At 38.7% G+C, this 13,766-nt stretch carries 14 protein-coding genes and 2 tRNA genes; 5 read left to right on the top strand and 11 right to left on the bottom strand.

The window, feature by feature from the left end:
• Nucleotides 1-70 precede the first annotated feature (70 nt).
• Nucleotides 71-712 (top strand): O-methyltransferase, encoded by a 642-nt coding sequence (locus T8I65_RS03245; RefSeq protein WP_322302017.1) that lies wholly within the window; start codon nt 71-73, stop codon nt 710-712.
• Here the strand turns inward: T8I65_RS03245 and T8I65_RS03240 are convergent, their stop codons facing one another.
• The 7 genes from T8I65_RS03240 to T8I65_RS03210 all read right to left on the bottom strand — a co-directional run bounded on the left by T8I65_RS03240 (nt 713) and on the right by T8I65_RS03210 (nt 7,031).
• Complete coding sequence (locus tag T8I65_RS03240) at nt 713-1,270, bottom strand: phosphatase PAP2 family protein (RefSeq protein WP_322302016.1); 558 nt, start codon at nt 1,268-1,270, stop codon at nt 713-715.
• A gap of 10 nt (nt 1,271-1,280) precedes the next feature.
• Entirely contained in the window at nt 1,281-1,562 is a 282-nt protein-coding gene (locus T8I65_RS03235; RefSeq protein WP_141876922.1) for a Sec-independent protein translocase subunit TatA/TatB, read from the bottom strand.
• 81 nt (nt 1,563-1,643) lie between these two features.
• Nucleotides 1,644-3,941, bottom strand: a complete 2,298-nt coding sequence (locus T8I65_RS03230; RefSeq protein ID WP_322302015.1) for a M1 family metallopeptidase — start codon at nt 3,939-3,941, stop codon at nt 1,644-1,646.
• Nucleotides 3,942-4,002: 61 nt separating this feature from the next.
• Nucleotides 4,003-4,503, bottom strand: a complete 501-nt coding sequence (locus T8I65_RS03225; protein ID WP_322302014.1) for a DUF6702 family protein — start codon at nt 4,501-4,503, stop codon at nt 4,003-4,005.
• Nucleotides 4,504-4,602: 99 nt separating this feature from the next.
• A complete protein-coding gene (locus T8I65_RS03220; RefSeq protein WP_322302013.1) occupies nt 4,603-5,430 on the bottom strand; it encodes a hypothetical protein in 828 nt (275 codons plus the stop codon).
• Nucleotides 5,431-5,452: 22 nt separating this feature from the next.
• Nucleotides 5,453-6,223 carry a hypothetical protein gene (locus T8I65_RS03215; RefSeq protein ID WP_322302012.1) on the bottom strand — a complete coding sequence of 257 codons (771 nt, stop codon included), beginning with the start codon at nt 6,221-6,223 and terminating at the stop codon, nt 5,453-5,455.
• Nucleotides 6,216-7,031: a hypothetical protein gene (locus tag T8I65_RS03210; RefSeq protein WP_322302011.1), complete on the bottom strand. Its 816-nt coding sequence runs from the start codon at nt 7,029-7,031 to the stop codon at nt 6,216-6,218. Before T8I65_RS03210 ends, T8I65_RS03215 begins: the two co-directional genes overlap by 8 nt.
• A 115-nt stretch (nt 7,032-7,146) precedes the next feature.
• On the opposite strand from T8I65_RS03210, the gene pepE reads away from it, so the two are divergent.
• Both pepE and T8I65_RS03200 read left to right on the top strand, forming a co-directional pair.
• Nucleotides 7,147-7,851: a dipeptidase PepE gene (gene pepE, locus T8I65_RS03205; RefSeq protein WP_322302010.1), complete on the top strand. Its 705-nt coding sequence runs from the start codon at nt 7,147-7,149 to the stop codon at nt 7,849-7,851.
• Between the two features lies 1 nt (nt 7,852).
• The gene (locus T8I65_RS03200) at nt 7,853-8,767 is read left to right on the top strand and encodes a glutaminase (RefSeq protein ID WP_322302009.1); all 915 of its coding nucleotides are present in this window, start codon (nt 7,853-7,855) and stop codon (nt 8,765-8,767) included.
• A gap of 78 nt (nt 8,768-8,845) precedes the next feature.
• Here T8I65_RS03200 and rpsT read toward each other — a convergent pair whose 3' ends face one another.
• From rpsT to proS, 4 genes are all read right to left on the bottom strand, one after another.
• Nucleotides 8,846-9,094, bottom strand: coding sequence for a 30S ribosomal protein S20 (gene rpsT, locus T8I65_RS03195; protein ID WP_026915233.1), 249 nt, complete (start codon nt 9,092-9,094; stop codon nt 8,846-8,848).
• Between the two features lie 30 nt (nt 9,095-9,124).
• A tRNA-Glu gene (locus T8I65_RS03190) sits at nt 9,125-9,196 on the bottom strand.
• Nucleotides 9,197-9,262: 66 nt separating this feature from the next.
• Nucleotides 9,263-9,334: transfer RNA gene (locus tag T8I65_RS03185), tRNA-Glu, on the bottom strand.
• Between the two features lie 77 nt (nt 9,335-9,411).
• Nucleotides 9,412-10,890 carry a proline--tRNA ligase gene (gene proS, locus T8I65_RS03180; RefSeq protein WP_322302008.1) on the bottom strand — a complete coding sequence of 493 codons (1,479 nt, stop codon included), beginning with the start codon at nt 10,888-10,890 and terminating at the stop codon, nt 9,412-9,414.
• A gap of 106 nt (nt 10,891-10,996) precedes the next feature.
• On the opposite strand from proS, the gene T8I65_RS03175 reads away from it, so the two are divergent.
• Together T8I65_RS03175 and T8I65_RS03170 are read left to right on the top strand one after the other, a co-directional pair.
• The gene (locus T8I65_RS03175) at nt 10,997-12,139 is read left to right on the top strand and encodes a hypothetical protein (RefSeq protein ID WP_322302007.1); all 1,143 of its coding nucleotides are present in this window, start codon (nt 10,997-10,999) and stop codon (nt 12,137-12,139) included.
• 69 nt (nt 12,140-12,208) lie between these two features.
• Nucleotides 12,209-13,720, top strand: coding sequence for an OmpP1/FadL family transporter (locus T8I65_RS03170; RefSeq protein WP_322302006.1), 1,512 nt, complete (start codon nt 12,209-12,211; stop codon nt 13,718-13,720).
• The last annotated feature ends 46 nt before the right edge of the window (nt 13,721-13,766 follow it).

Below are 13,766 nucleotides of genomic sequence, written 5' to 3'. Positions count from 1 at the left end.
ACAATTTCGTTTTCAATACTTCGGGACCCGCAGGAAAGAGAAAATCCATATTTTTACCCAAATTTTGAATATGCATTTCCTACCAGAAAATATAGACGAGTATATAGTAGCACATTCTCAACCAGAACCTCAACATCTGGAAAAATTAAATCGCGAAACCAACCAGAAGGTCATGCAGCCCAGAATGCTAAGTGGTCATTACCAGGGCAGGGTTTTAAGTTTACTTTCCAAAATGAAAAATCCTCGATCTATACTGGAAATTGGTACATATACAGGTTATTCTGCCCTTTGCCTGGCTGAAGGTCTTAAAGAGGATGGAATCTTGCATACGATAGATATAAATGAAGAACTGGAAGACTTTCAGAAGAAACATTTTCAGGCTTCGCCATATAGCGATAGAATCGTACAGCATATTGGTGATGCCACAGAGATCATTCCCAATATTGAAGAAAATTTTGATCTGGTATTTATTGATGCCGATAAACCTAACTACCCGAAGTATTTCGAGCTTATCATTGATAAAATGAAGAGCGGTGGAATTATACTTTCAGATAATGTTCTATGGAGTGGTAAGGTTGTGGAAGAACTTAAAAAAGACGACCTCTCTACAAAGGCTCTACTGGAATACAATGCTCTCTTAAATGAGGATCCGCGGGTAGAAACTGTGATCCTGCCAATTCGTGACGGTCTCACACTTTCAAGAGTTAAATAGCTAATAAATCCTGGTTCCTGCTCGGTTATAGAGACTAAAGAAGAGAAAGGCCATTATTATTCCAACGATCATCCCTACGATGATATCGCCTGGAAAATGAACTCCCACATAAATCCTGCTCATTACGAAAAGGAATGGCCAGATATAAGCAAGATATATCCATTTACTCCATTTGCTCAGTGCGAGAACAATAAAGGTTGTTGCAGCAAAAGAAGTTGAAGCATGACCAGAAAAGAAACTATAATTGGTTGGCTCCTGTAATATTCTAATAAGTTCTGCTAATTCAGGTGTATTATTAGGCCTGTTACGCACAGCCAGAGCTTTAACCAGATTCGTAAAACCATAGGTGACAGCCACAGTTAGTAGTAGAAATAAACTGGTGAAAAGTCCTTTTTTCCAGTGAAATGCTATAAAGAAAAGTAGAAAGAAAACTATAAAAACCGGGATCCAGTGTGCCGGATTGGTAACGAAGATCCAAAAAGTATCATACTTTTCTATTCCAAGGTTGTTCAGGTATACAAATAGTTGCCTGTCCCATTCTTCGATCTGGTCCCACATCGATTACATATTATAGCTTACGACGAACAGAACCTGTGATATCATCGATATCCTCCTTAACCTTGTCAATCTCGCCCCGAACGTCTTTCGTGAAGTCTGTATCTATGCCTTGTTTTTCAGCGCTTCGCTGAATTTCACTTTTAATATCATTAGATGCGTTTTTTACCGCTTTCATTCCCTTACCCAGCCCTTTGGCAATATCAGGAATTTTATCAGCTCCAAAAACCATCACCAGGATGAACAAAATAAAGCCTATTTCAGCTCCGCTAATAAATAATGGTAACATATGCATAGTAAAACAAATATATATACAAATCTAAGCATAAAAAAAGCCGACTCGTTAAAGTCGGCTTAAATATTATTAGCTTAAAACCTAGTCCTGAGCGGAATCTTTATACTCATCGAACTCACTTTTATTTTCATTCTTAGGCCAGCTGTTATTGTTCACATCCACATCTGCTGTTTCAAGATCTGGGTCCAATGTGATCTTAGTAATCTCTTTATTAGAAGGAATTACCTTGCTTACATTACTATCATTCTTTCTCCAGATTTGAACCGGATAAGTAACTTTTTCTGAAGTCCCATCTTCGTAGGTCAATTCTACAATGATAGGCATTACCAAACCACCTGGTTTTTCAAAAGTCACCTGGTAGAAATACTTAGGCGCCTGAAGATTTTTACGCTCTTCCTCGCTAAAGTTATCCATCACGTAAGCCTGTAAAGTTTCAGAATTTTCCATTAAGGATTTACCCTTCATTTCTTCTGAAAAGGCTTCGTCATCTTCGGAAACTACATATAGGGCTTTAGTTTCTTCAGGAGTTGTTCCATATCTCTTTAGCATTTCTCTACCTGCTTCAGTAGGATTGTCTGTTACGTAATACTTCTGAACATCCTTAATCCCAATATCTACATTATCTGTAGTATAAAACCATCCTCTCCAGAACCAATCAAGATCTACGCCTGAAGCATCTTCCATCGTTCTGAAGAAATCCTCCGGAGTTGGATGCTTGAACATCCATCTTTTAGAATAAGTAGCAAATGCGTAGTCAAATAATTCTCTACCCATCACTGTTTCCCGAAGAATATTCAATGCAGTAGCCGGTTTACCATAAGCATTATTCCCTAATTGATAAACTTGCTCCGGATTGGACATAATTGGAGAAATATAGTCCTGGTTTCCTTTCATATAAGGAACGATCTTACTTGGCGCTCCTCTTCTAGAAGGATAATTTGATTCTGGTGCAATAGCTTCCGGATGCTTTTTCCCAAATTCTTGTTCTGCAACATACTGAACAAAAGTGTTGATACCTTCGTCCATCCAACCCCATTGTCTTTCATCAGAATTTACAATCATTGGAAAAAAGTTATGTCCAACTTCGTGAATAATCACACTTATCATCCCGAACTTAGTACGGTCACTATAATTACCATTCTCATCAGGACGCCCATAGTTCCAGCAAATCATTGGATATTCCATCCCTTGATTCTTAGCATGAACAGAAACTGCCTTGTGATAAGGATACTGGAAAGTATGTTCTGAGTAGCTTTCTAAGGTTGCGGCAACAGCTTTAGTAGACCATTCTTCCCAAAGAGGATTCCCTTCTTTAGGATAAACTGAAACAGCCATAACATCTTTACCCATCACGTCTACCGCCATCATATCGAGAATGAACTTTCTTGAAGTTGAAAAAGCGAAATCACGAACCATATCTGCTTTGTAAGTCCAGGTTTTAGTTTTTTCTGAAAAGTTCTTTTCAGCCTTTTCAGCCTCTTCCTGAGTTACAATCATTACCGGCTTGTCGTAACTTTTCTTAGCCTGCTCATAACGCTTCATCATTTCTTTAGAATAAACTTCTTTTCTATTCTGAAGTTCACCTGTAGCTTCCATGATATGATCTGCAGGTACAGTAATATTTACCTCATAATCCCCGAAAGGAAGTGCAAATTCACCATTCCCCCAGAACTGGTAGTTCTGCCAACCTTCAACATCGTTGTAAACGGCCATTCTCGGGAAGAACTGAGCAATCACATAAGCCTTGTTGCCATCCTCAGGAAAGAACTCATATCCTGAACGAGCACGATTAGTTACATGGTTATTTACATTGTAAGACCATTTGATATCAAAGGTATATGTCTCTCCAGCCTTCAAAGGCTTTGGAAGATCAACTCGCATCATAGTCTGGTTGATCGTATATTTAAGATCTGATCCATTCGCAGATACTTCTTTAATGTCGAAACCACCATCAAAAGGAGTTTCCAGATATTTATTAGCGAAACCAGCTGCAGTTGCAACCGGAGCCATTCCATCTCCATCTTTTTGAGGCGCATCTTTTTTCCTGATGTTCTGGTCTAATTGAACCCATAGGTATTCCAGGTCCTGTGGAGAATTATTATGGTAGGTGATAGTTTCCTCACCCGTAAGCACAGAGTTCTTATCGTCAAGAACGATATCCATTTTGTAATCTGCCTCGTTCTGGTAATACGCTGGTCCAGGAGCTCCAGAGGCAGTTCTATACTGGTTTGGAGTTGCCATTTCCTGGTACATTTGCCGGAATTTGTTTTGATTGGTATGGCCTTGCTGCCGTGGCTCCTTTTGTTCAGTTTCCTGTGCGTTGATACCTGCAAAGACAAACATCATGAACACGGAGGTCAACAATTTTAATCGCTTCATTTACTAAATTTTAATTTATAGGTTGCTAAAAATAAGATTTTATACGTCAATGAGAAAGTTTTCAGAAATTAACCGTGTCACTACCTTTGGCTTTCACCAGCAACATACTTTCGATTACATCACCTTTCTTCACGTGAACAATATTTTTCTGTGTATCGAATAGATCTGTAAGCACGAGATTTTCTACTTCTACGGTTTTGAAAGTTTCCACGTTTTTGCCTTCCAGGAATAAGACAATTTGATCAGCATCAAATTTGCTCCCCAGCAATTTCAATGGAATATCCTGATTCTTTACTTTGATAGTTAATTTTTTGGAATAGTATTTTTCCAGAAGATCCTTATTAGCTGAAAGATCTTTTTTATAGGCAAGACTTACATCCTTACCAAAACGTTTGCTAAGCACATCTTCCATATCATCGATAAAAACCCTGGAAATCACCTGCACCGACTTGCTTTCCTGCCGGTATTCAATTTCGGTAACACTTAAGTACGTCTCATGATCTTCACTGCTGAAGGAGCTGAATATAAACAGGCAGCATAGACTCAAAATGAGGTTTTTCATATATTTTTTTCCGAAGATAAAACAATTACTGCGCCATCCATAGAGATTGAGCAGTCAGCTTTTAGACTTTGAAATAAGTAAATGGTTTAATTTGAAGAATTAGCCAGGAAGCTGTCTTCCTGAGTTGAGGTTTTCAGCTCTAAGTTTTCTGAAGGATTCGATTCTGGTTTCAAAATATTCAATTAAAACCAGTGCATTATTATTAAGAACCAACTTCTCGAAATTCTGATCTCTATCGCAGTATAATAGAAAGTTACAGATTTCATTCGCATCAAGATCAAGATCTTTTCTAAAGAACTCCTCTCCTACTATTTTCAGGCTAAGATTAGCCAGTTCCTTCGGACTATAAACTATCGGAGTCTCCTTATTTTTGGTTAGTTTATCAGCAATAGCCATGGCAATTTTATCGATTCGAATACCTTCGGTCATACTAGGCTGGTAATAGGGATTGAGTTCCCTGTCTTTCCGGATGAAGTCATCAAGATTCTGCTGTAAACGGTTTTTGGTCTCCACTTCCTTGATGGAAATTAAATTAAGATCATTTGCGAGGTAACCGCTTAACTCAATATCGTCGATAAAAACTTCGGAAAGTTCGTTCATGGCTTCGTAAAGCTCGATCTTAATTTGTCCGCTTTCGATCATATTCTGACGTACAACTATTGTTCTATTCTGAAACTGAACCGAGGATATAAAGAGACTATCATTAATTGCAGCACCAATAAAAAATTCCCCTTTTACATCACTGGTAGTTCCGGTTTCCTGAGTAAGGTTTACAATATGAACATTCTGAACATCTTTATTTTCAGAAACAATTTTCCCTTTAAGCATGGCCGTTTCCTGTGCTTCCAGATTCACAGAGAATAAGAAAATAATTAAAACGGCACCCAGGTATTTATATAACATATGTTTTCTCGTGTCGTACTTCAACGTTCAGGATTTGAGATTAGTATTATTCAAGCTGCCTTCTTGATTTAAACTCGGGTAGTTTCTCTTCAAAAAATTCCATGAGTGCGAATATTTTTGTTTCATCAAGCAGGGCTTCAAAGGTGGGGAAATCGACGCAGTAATAAAGGAAATTGACGACCTCATTTTCAGGCAATCCCAATCCGTTTACAAAATAGGCTTCCTGCATACGGCTTCTTGCACCGTTAACGAGTTTAGTCAATTCGGTATTCTCTTCAGCCTTTTTTAGTTGCTTGGTGGTTCCATTAAGCATGTTGATTACCTGTGAAACCGGATCATTCGTATTCGCCTGCATAGCGAGCTCAAGACTCGTTCGCCTGGGTTTGGGAAATGGAATACCAAGTTTTTCGTAAATACTTTTAGGCATCCTGGTGATATCCTGATCAAGCACTCCCGAAAGTTTAATATTATCGAGCTGAACTTCAGCAAGTTCATTCATTTTAGGATATAAAAGTTTGGTCCAGCCATCCTTCAGCTGCTGTTCTCCAATCACTTTAAATTCATTCTCGAATTGTACCGATGAGAAATAAATACTGTCACCTAACTTCAGCATCATATCAAACTCACCCTTTTCATTGGTCACGGTGCCTTTTTCCGCAGTAATATTAATAACGTGAACTCCGCTTTTATCAATGATACTGTCACTAACAATTATACCTGAAACAATTTTTCTTTCCTGTGCTGTTACTTCGGAAGCAATGCCTACAAGAAAAACCAGCAGAGCATACATCGTAATTTTTCTTTTACTTCTATTCATCCTGAGTTCTCATTCTTCGGAATTCAACAATATTATTTTGAAAATATTCGATCATTTCAAGCTCTTTTCTATGTTCATACATCAAACTGAAATCTTCATCTTCAAAAGAATAGTAGATAAAGTTGATAATCTCGTCGCCGTACAGATCTAAGTGTTCGTTGAAAAATTCCCTTCCGAAGAGATCGATAGCCGCCTGCACTTTCACTTGTAGTTCGTCCAGTTCTATCATCTCCCGGAGGTATTTGGTTTTCCCATTGATATCGTTTATTAAAACATCGAGTGATACACCGCCCAGAAGAATCCCAATGTATGACCACCGGCTCGTAATACCTTCGCTCGCAGTATAAAGCCTCAATTCGTTAGGAGTAAGTTTTCTCTCTGGATGCGGAATATGATATTGATCTCTATCGAAATATTCTATTTGGTTGAGATCGTTGTTAAGGTAACCGCTAAGTTGCTTTTTACCGACTTCAACTTCTTCCAGTCTGTTGGCATCTGTGACGATGACTTCGATAGATCCGGTCCTCAAATGTTCTTCGGAAACCTCTATTTCTATTTTTTCGAACTGTACAGAAGTAAATAAAAGAATATCGCTCTGGCGTACAGAAATTTTGAAAATTCCCGAATCATCTGAAGTAGTACCGGTCCTGGAATTAATATTAATTACGTGAACTCCCGACAGTGGCCGGGTTCCAGCTAGAATTCTACCGTTGATCATTGCGGGATCCTGTGCAAAGCAATTCAGACTAAAGCCCAGAAAGAAGAGCAATAGCAGGTATCTCATTCTACTACAAAAAGTAATTTTCAAGTTGGTTAGTTGGTTTCGGTTTAATCATAACGTTCCAAAACTAAAATTAGCCTTTATTAACTCTGTAAACTTTTGTTAACGTATTCGATTCTTTATTTTTACCTTAAAAAGGTATATGAACGCAATACTAGCCAGCACCTCTACCCTACATTCTCAGGACTATCTTGAATACTTGATTCCGCATTTACCCAAACTTTATAAGGATGTACCGGAAGTCATATTTATTCCTTACGCCAGACCAGGCGGAATATCTTTAGATGAGTATACATTACGAGCAAAGGATGCTTTTGCAAAAGCTGATATTCTAATAAAGGGTATTCATGAATTCGAAGATCCTGAAAAAGCCATCCAGAATGCTGAAGGCGTTTTCACCGGAGGTGGTAATACGTTTTTACTGGTTTCAGAATTATACAGAAATCGGGTGATGGCCGTATTGAAGCAAAAGATAAAAAGCGGAACTCCCTATATGGGAACAAGCGCTGGAACCAATATTGGTGGCTTAAGTATGCAAACTACCAATGACATGCCCATTGTTTACCCTCCTTCCTTTCAAACCTTAGGATTAGTTCCTTTTAATATTAATCCGCACTATCTTGATCCCGATCTAAACACAAAGCATAAAGGAGAAACCCGCGAAATACGAATTAAAGAATTTCATAATCTCAATTCACCGCCAGTAGTGGGACTTAGAGAGGGAAGCTGGCTAGAGTTAAGTGATAATAAAGTTACGTTAAAAGGGGATCTCACCGCCAGAATCTTCAAGAAGGATAAAGTACCTTTCGAAATAGAAACAGAATCAGATCTTAGCGACCTTAATTAATATGGAATACCAGAAAATTTTAGATACGATATACGATGAGATGAGCTACCGGGATGTTTCAGGAAAAGTCGCGTCCTATATTCCGGAACTTGCCAAGGTAGATCGACGCAAATTCGGAATGCATGTTTATTGCGGAGATAATCAAAATTTCAATTTTGGAGATAGCAAAGAGAAATTTTCGATTCAGAGTATTTCTAAGGTCTTCACTTTGGCGATGGGTATGCGGCTCATGGGAGAAGATCTATGGGATCGTGTTGATGTAGAACCTTCAGGTGATCCTTTCAATAGTCTTACTCAGCTTGAATACGAAAGTGGAATTCCCAGGAATCCATTTATCAATGCTGGCGCACTGGTAATTTCAGATATACTTGTAGACCAATTAAAAGATCCAAAGCAGGAATTACTAGATTTTGTGCGTGAAATTACTGGTGATGACGATATTCATTATGATGAAACCGTAGCTGCTTCAGAACAGGCAACTGGATACAGGAATGTCGCTTTAGTAAATTATATCAAGGCTCTTGGGAATATAAAGTGTGATGTTCAACCAATTGTAGACTTTTATTTCCACCAATGTTCACTTGCCATGACCTGTGAACAACTATCAAAAGCTTTTATGCTTTTTGCCAATAGAGGCCGTATTCTGGAAACCGATAAGAAAATTCTGAAACCGAAAACAGTAAAGCGTATTAATGCCTTAATGCAAACCTGCGGCTTTTATGATGAAGCGGGTGAATTTAGTTTTCAGGTAGGATTACCTGGAAAAAGTGGCGTGGGCGGTGGCATTGTAGCCATACATCCAGAGAATTACTCTGTAGCCGTCTGGAGCCCTATACTTAATGAAAAAGGAAATTCAGAATTAGGAATGAAAGCGTTGGAAAGACTAACCACTCTTACTGGAGTTTCCGTTTTTTAGAGAATTTAAGTTTAATGCACAAAAAAATGCTTTCCGAAGATCGAAAAGCATTTTTTTATGAATTGAACACTGCTAAAATTATAGTGCTGCAACGTGCTTAGCCATGTTAGACTTTAGGTTAGCAGCCTTATTATCATGAATGATATTTTTCTTAGCCAATTTATCTATCATAGAAATTACAGAAGGCAACATAGCCTCAGCCTCTTTCTTATCGGCCTCACGCAATTTCTTGATCGCGTTTCTTGTAGTTTTATGCTGGTAGCGATTTCTAAGACGCTTAGTCTCATTGCTACGAATCCTCTTCAACGCTGACTTATGATTTGCCATTACAATTATTATTTAAATAAGTTTTAAAAGTAGTCCGTAGGGGAATCGAACCCCTGTTACCAGGATGAAAACCTGGCGTCCTAACCCCTAGACGAACGGACCATTATCTATTTCAAAGCGCAACTTTCAAGTTGCTATTATCAAAACATCACTGCGATGTTTCTTTAGTAGTCCGTAGGGGAATCGAACCCCTGTTACCAGGATGAAAACCTGGCGTCCTAACCCCTAGACGAACGGACCATTTTGTTTCAAATGCGGATGCAAAAATACAACTTTTTTGGAATGCCGCAAATGTTCTACAAAAATTTTTAAATTTTTTAATAGGCTTTTGCAAAAAGCACTCTTCCTTCAGATGGATTGCCGGTCAAAACGCAATTTCCGGCTTCCACTTTCCTGTCAAAAGGAATACATCTAATAGTAGCTTTCGTAAGTTCTTTGATCTTATTTTCAGTTTCCGGGCTACCATCCCAGTGTGCCGATATAAAACCTCCCTTATCTTTTAATTGCTTTTTAAATTCATCAAAAGTCTCTACCTCGGTAATATGAGTATCCCGGAAGTTCTTAGCCTTAGTATGTAGAGTTTCCTGAATTTCATTCAATAATGCAGGAATCTTACCTACAACCTCATCTCTGTTCATGAATTCTTTTGATAACGTATCTCTTCTGGCAAGTTCAACCGTACCTTTCTCCAGATCTTTAGGACCAATTGCAATTCTTAATGGAACTCCCTGTAATTCATACTGAGCGAATTTCCAGCCTGGTTTTTGGTTATCATTATTATCGAACTTTACCGATACCCCTGCTGCTCGTAGATCTTTAACCAACTCATCTGCAACTTCTGAAATTTGAACTAATTGCTCTTCTCCCTTATATATAGGAACGATCACAACTTGCGTGGGAGCCAGCTTTGGAGGTAAAACCAAACCATGATCATCGCTATGGGTCATAATCAATGCTCCCATCAACCTTGTAGAAACACCCCAGCTCGTTGCCCATACATGCTCTAAACCACCTTCCTTAGTAGCGTATTTCACATCAAATGCTTTCGCAAAATTTTGACCTAAAAAGTGAGAGGTCCCAGCCTGTAAAGCCTTTCCATCCTGCATAAGAGCTTCTATACAATAAGTCTCTAACGCCCCCGCAAAACGTTCGTTTTCAGTTTTCGCACCTTTTATCACTGGAATTGCCATGAAGTTTTCGGCAAATTCAGCATAAATATTATTCATCAATTCAGTCTCTTCAAGCGCTTCAGCCTTGGTTGCGTGCGCGGTATGACCTTCTTGCCATAGAAACTCAGCAGTTCTTAGAAACAAGCGGGTTCTCATCTCCCATCGAACCACGTTAGCCCATTGGTTGATCTTTATAGGCAAATCTCTATAAGACTGGATCCAGTTTTTATAAGTATTCCAAATGATCGCTTCTGAAGTTGGCCTTACAACGAGCTCTTCTTCAAGTTTTGCATTTGGATCTACTTTTAATTTACCAGGATTATCTTCATCGTTCATTAATCTATAATGAGTAACGACAGCACATTCTTTGGCAAAACCTTCAGCATTCTTTTCTTCTGCTTCAAACAGACTTTTAGGTACAAAAAGCGGAAAGTAAGCGTTCTGATGTCCTGTTTCTTTAAACATTCTATCCAATTCGGCCTGCATTTTCTCCCAGATCGCATATCCATAGGGCTTGATAACCATACAGCCTCTAACTGCTGAATTCTCAGCCAGATCTGCCCTGACCACCAATTCGTTATACCATTTTGAATAATCTTCGCTCCTGCTTGTTAACTTCTTACCCATAGTTCGTAATTTGGCACAAAACTTGTGTTTTTAAGGTTAGTCAAGTACTAACCGTTCGGGCAAAACTAACCATTTTTAGAATGCCCAACAATAAAAAGAATAACCGATGAAAACTTACTACCTCTTAAGAAACCGGCTAAAACTGCTGTTTCTTCCTGCTATAATTTTGAGTCTTGGAGCATGTTCATCTTACCAGTATTCTGGATATGAAACTGATGGGATTTATGGAGAATCTAGACCAGGTATTTGGGAACAGGCAGAAAACGAGCAAACCCAGGTAAAACCGAATAATCAGAACACTTATTATAAAAATATGTTCGCCCAGCAATCTGAAATGGTTGGCGAATTACTTGAGAATGATGTTTTCACAGATGTTGACAGTTATTCTTCTAATGATGGATATGATAATTATTCTGAAGTTGGTGGTGATGTAGCTTATGTTGGAGGGAATGCACCATGGGGTAATGATCCAGATACTTACACCGTTAATATTATAAATAATGGTCCAGGCTTTGGATTTGGATTTGGAAGACCCTTGGGATGGGGCTATGGATTTGGACACCCATATTTTGGTTCATTTTATGATCCTTTCTATGATCCGTTTTTCGATCCATTCTTTAATCCTTACGCACGCAGAGGTTTGGCTTTTGGATTCGGTAATCCTTGGGGTTATGGAGGCTTTGGCGGACCCTGGGGTTATGGAGGATTTGGATACGGCTGGTCATACGGGTACAACTTCGGTTTTGGGAACCCATGGTTCAACAATGGTTTTTATAACAGATACGGTTATGGATATCCTTATATAGGTAGAAATCGTAATAATGTTGCCTATAATCGCGGAAGAAGGAATACTAATGATTATAGATCATCCAATGATAGAAGAAGCGGTTATGCCCAAAGCATAAGAAGTATTAGAAGTGCTCAGGCAGATGCTACTCGATCCAGATCTAGAGCGAGAGGTACCAGTGATGGTTACGATCGCAACAATGTATATTCACGTACTAGTAGAAGAACTGAAAGAAGTGGATACTACAATACTTCGAATACAAGAACTTCCAGTCCGGTTTATAGATCTACGAGATCTAGTAGTAGCAGATCAGGACAAACTACTTCGCCTTCTAGAAGAAGTTCGTCTAATAGTAGAAGTGTTCGTAGTTCTAGTAGCTCATCCAGAAGTTCCGGAAGCTCAAGCCGTAGCTCATCCAGTGGTTCTAGTAGAACCTCCCGCGGTGGTAGAGGCGGAAGATAAAATTTCAAAATATTTAAGCCTTGTTAATTAATTTTAGCAAGGCTTTTTTTATCCTTTATAGTATACAAAATGAATAAGATATTTCTAATATTCCTGTTAGCTTTTGCAGGAAATTTATGGTCACAGAGTATTGATGATGCTTATCGATACTCCAGATCAGAACTTAACGGAACTGCAAGATATATAGGAATGAGTGGTACGTTTGGAGCTTTGGGTGGAGATATTTCAGCAATCTCCAGCAACCCCGCTTCATCTGCAGTTTTCCTGAGTAGCAATGCAACTATTAGTTTGAAATCCAGAAATACAGATGATAATCTCAGGTATCATGGTAGCACTTCATATTCCAAGAGTGACGAGATCGATTTAGGAAATGTTGGTGGAGTTTTTGTTTTCCAGGGAAGCTCAGACAAAAAGCTAAGTAAATTCAGTCTTGGTCTCAATTTTAATACAACCTCGAATTTTGATAATAATTTTGTTACCGGCGGGATATCCCGTCAATCTGTAGATACCTACTTTCTTCAAAAAGCTAACGGAATTCCACTGGACCAGCTTCAGCTTAGAGATGATGAGAGTATAGCCGATCTATATTCTTTCCTTGGAGAAAACTTTGGTTTTGATGAACAACAGGCCTTTTTAGGTTACCAGGGCTATGTCATAGAAGCCAGCCAGGACAACCCCAGTAATACTGAGTATTTTTCTCTTGTAGAAGACGGGAGCTTTGATCAGCAATACCGTTACAATACAACCGGACTTAATGGGAAATTGAGCTTTAATATCGCAACTCAGTACGAAGATTGGTTATATCTTGGTCTAAATTTGAATAGTCATTTTATTAACTACGATAAGTTCACAGAGATCTCTGAACTACATTCTAATACCTCAAATGATCCTAATGTCACTTCCAGAATTGATTTCGGAAACAATCTACGTACCAATGGAGATGGTTTTAGTTTTCAATTAGGTGCTATTGCAAAAGCTGGTGATTATGTAAGACTTGGTTACACCTACCAATCACCTACCTGGTTCAACATGTTCGAGGAGACCTCGCAGTACCTGGAAACTTATAGCAGTACTGGTGAATTCGTTAGTGTTTCTCCAAATATCATCAATGTCTATCCTGAATATAACTTTCAAACTCCTTCTACTCATACTGGTAGCGTCGCCTTTCTATTCGGAAAGAATGGATTAATAAGTGGAGATCTAAGCCTTACAGATTATGGAAATGTACAGTTTAAACCAAAGAACGATCTATTTTTCCAGAGTTTGAACGATGCTATATCTGAAACAATGAAGATGGCACCGGCTTTCAAAGTTGGTGGAGAATACAGGCTGAAGGCATTAAGTTTGCGAGCTGGATATCGCTATGAAGCCAGTCCGTTTGAAAATGAAGAGATTCGTAGCGACCTAAATGGTTACAGCGCTGGTTTGGGGTATAACTTTGGTTCGGTAAACCTCGATATAGCTTATGAGACTTCAAATTACGAAGAGCAGATTCGCCCACTCAATTCTGGAGTCCTTAATCCGGTAAGTTTAGACAGAGATCTATCTCAGTTTGTTGCTACTCTTACGATAGGCCTTTAAAATCATTTAAATATTATGACAGGAAAAAAGAGCTGGTCTTAAGACC

This window comes from Christiangramia sp. OXR-203 (assembly GCF_034372165.1).
In the GTDB taxonomy this organism is placed as follows: Bacteria; Bacteroidota; Bacteroidia; order Flavobacteriales; family Flavobacteriaceae; genus Christiangramia.
This window is presented reverse-complemented; position numbering and strand designations above follow the sequence as displayed.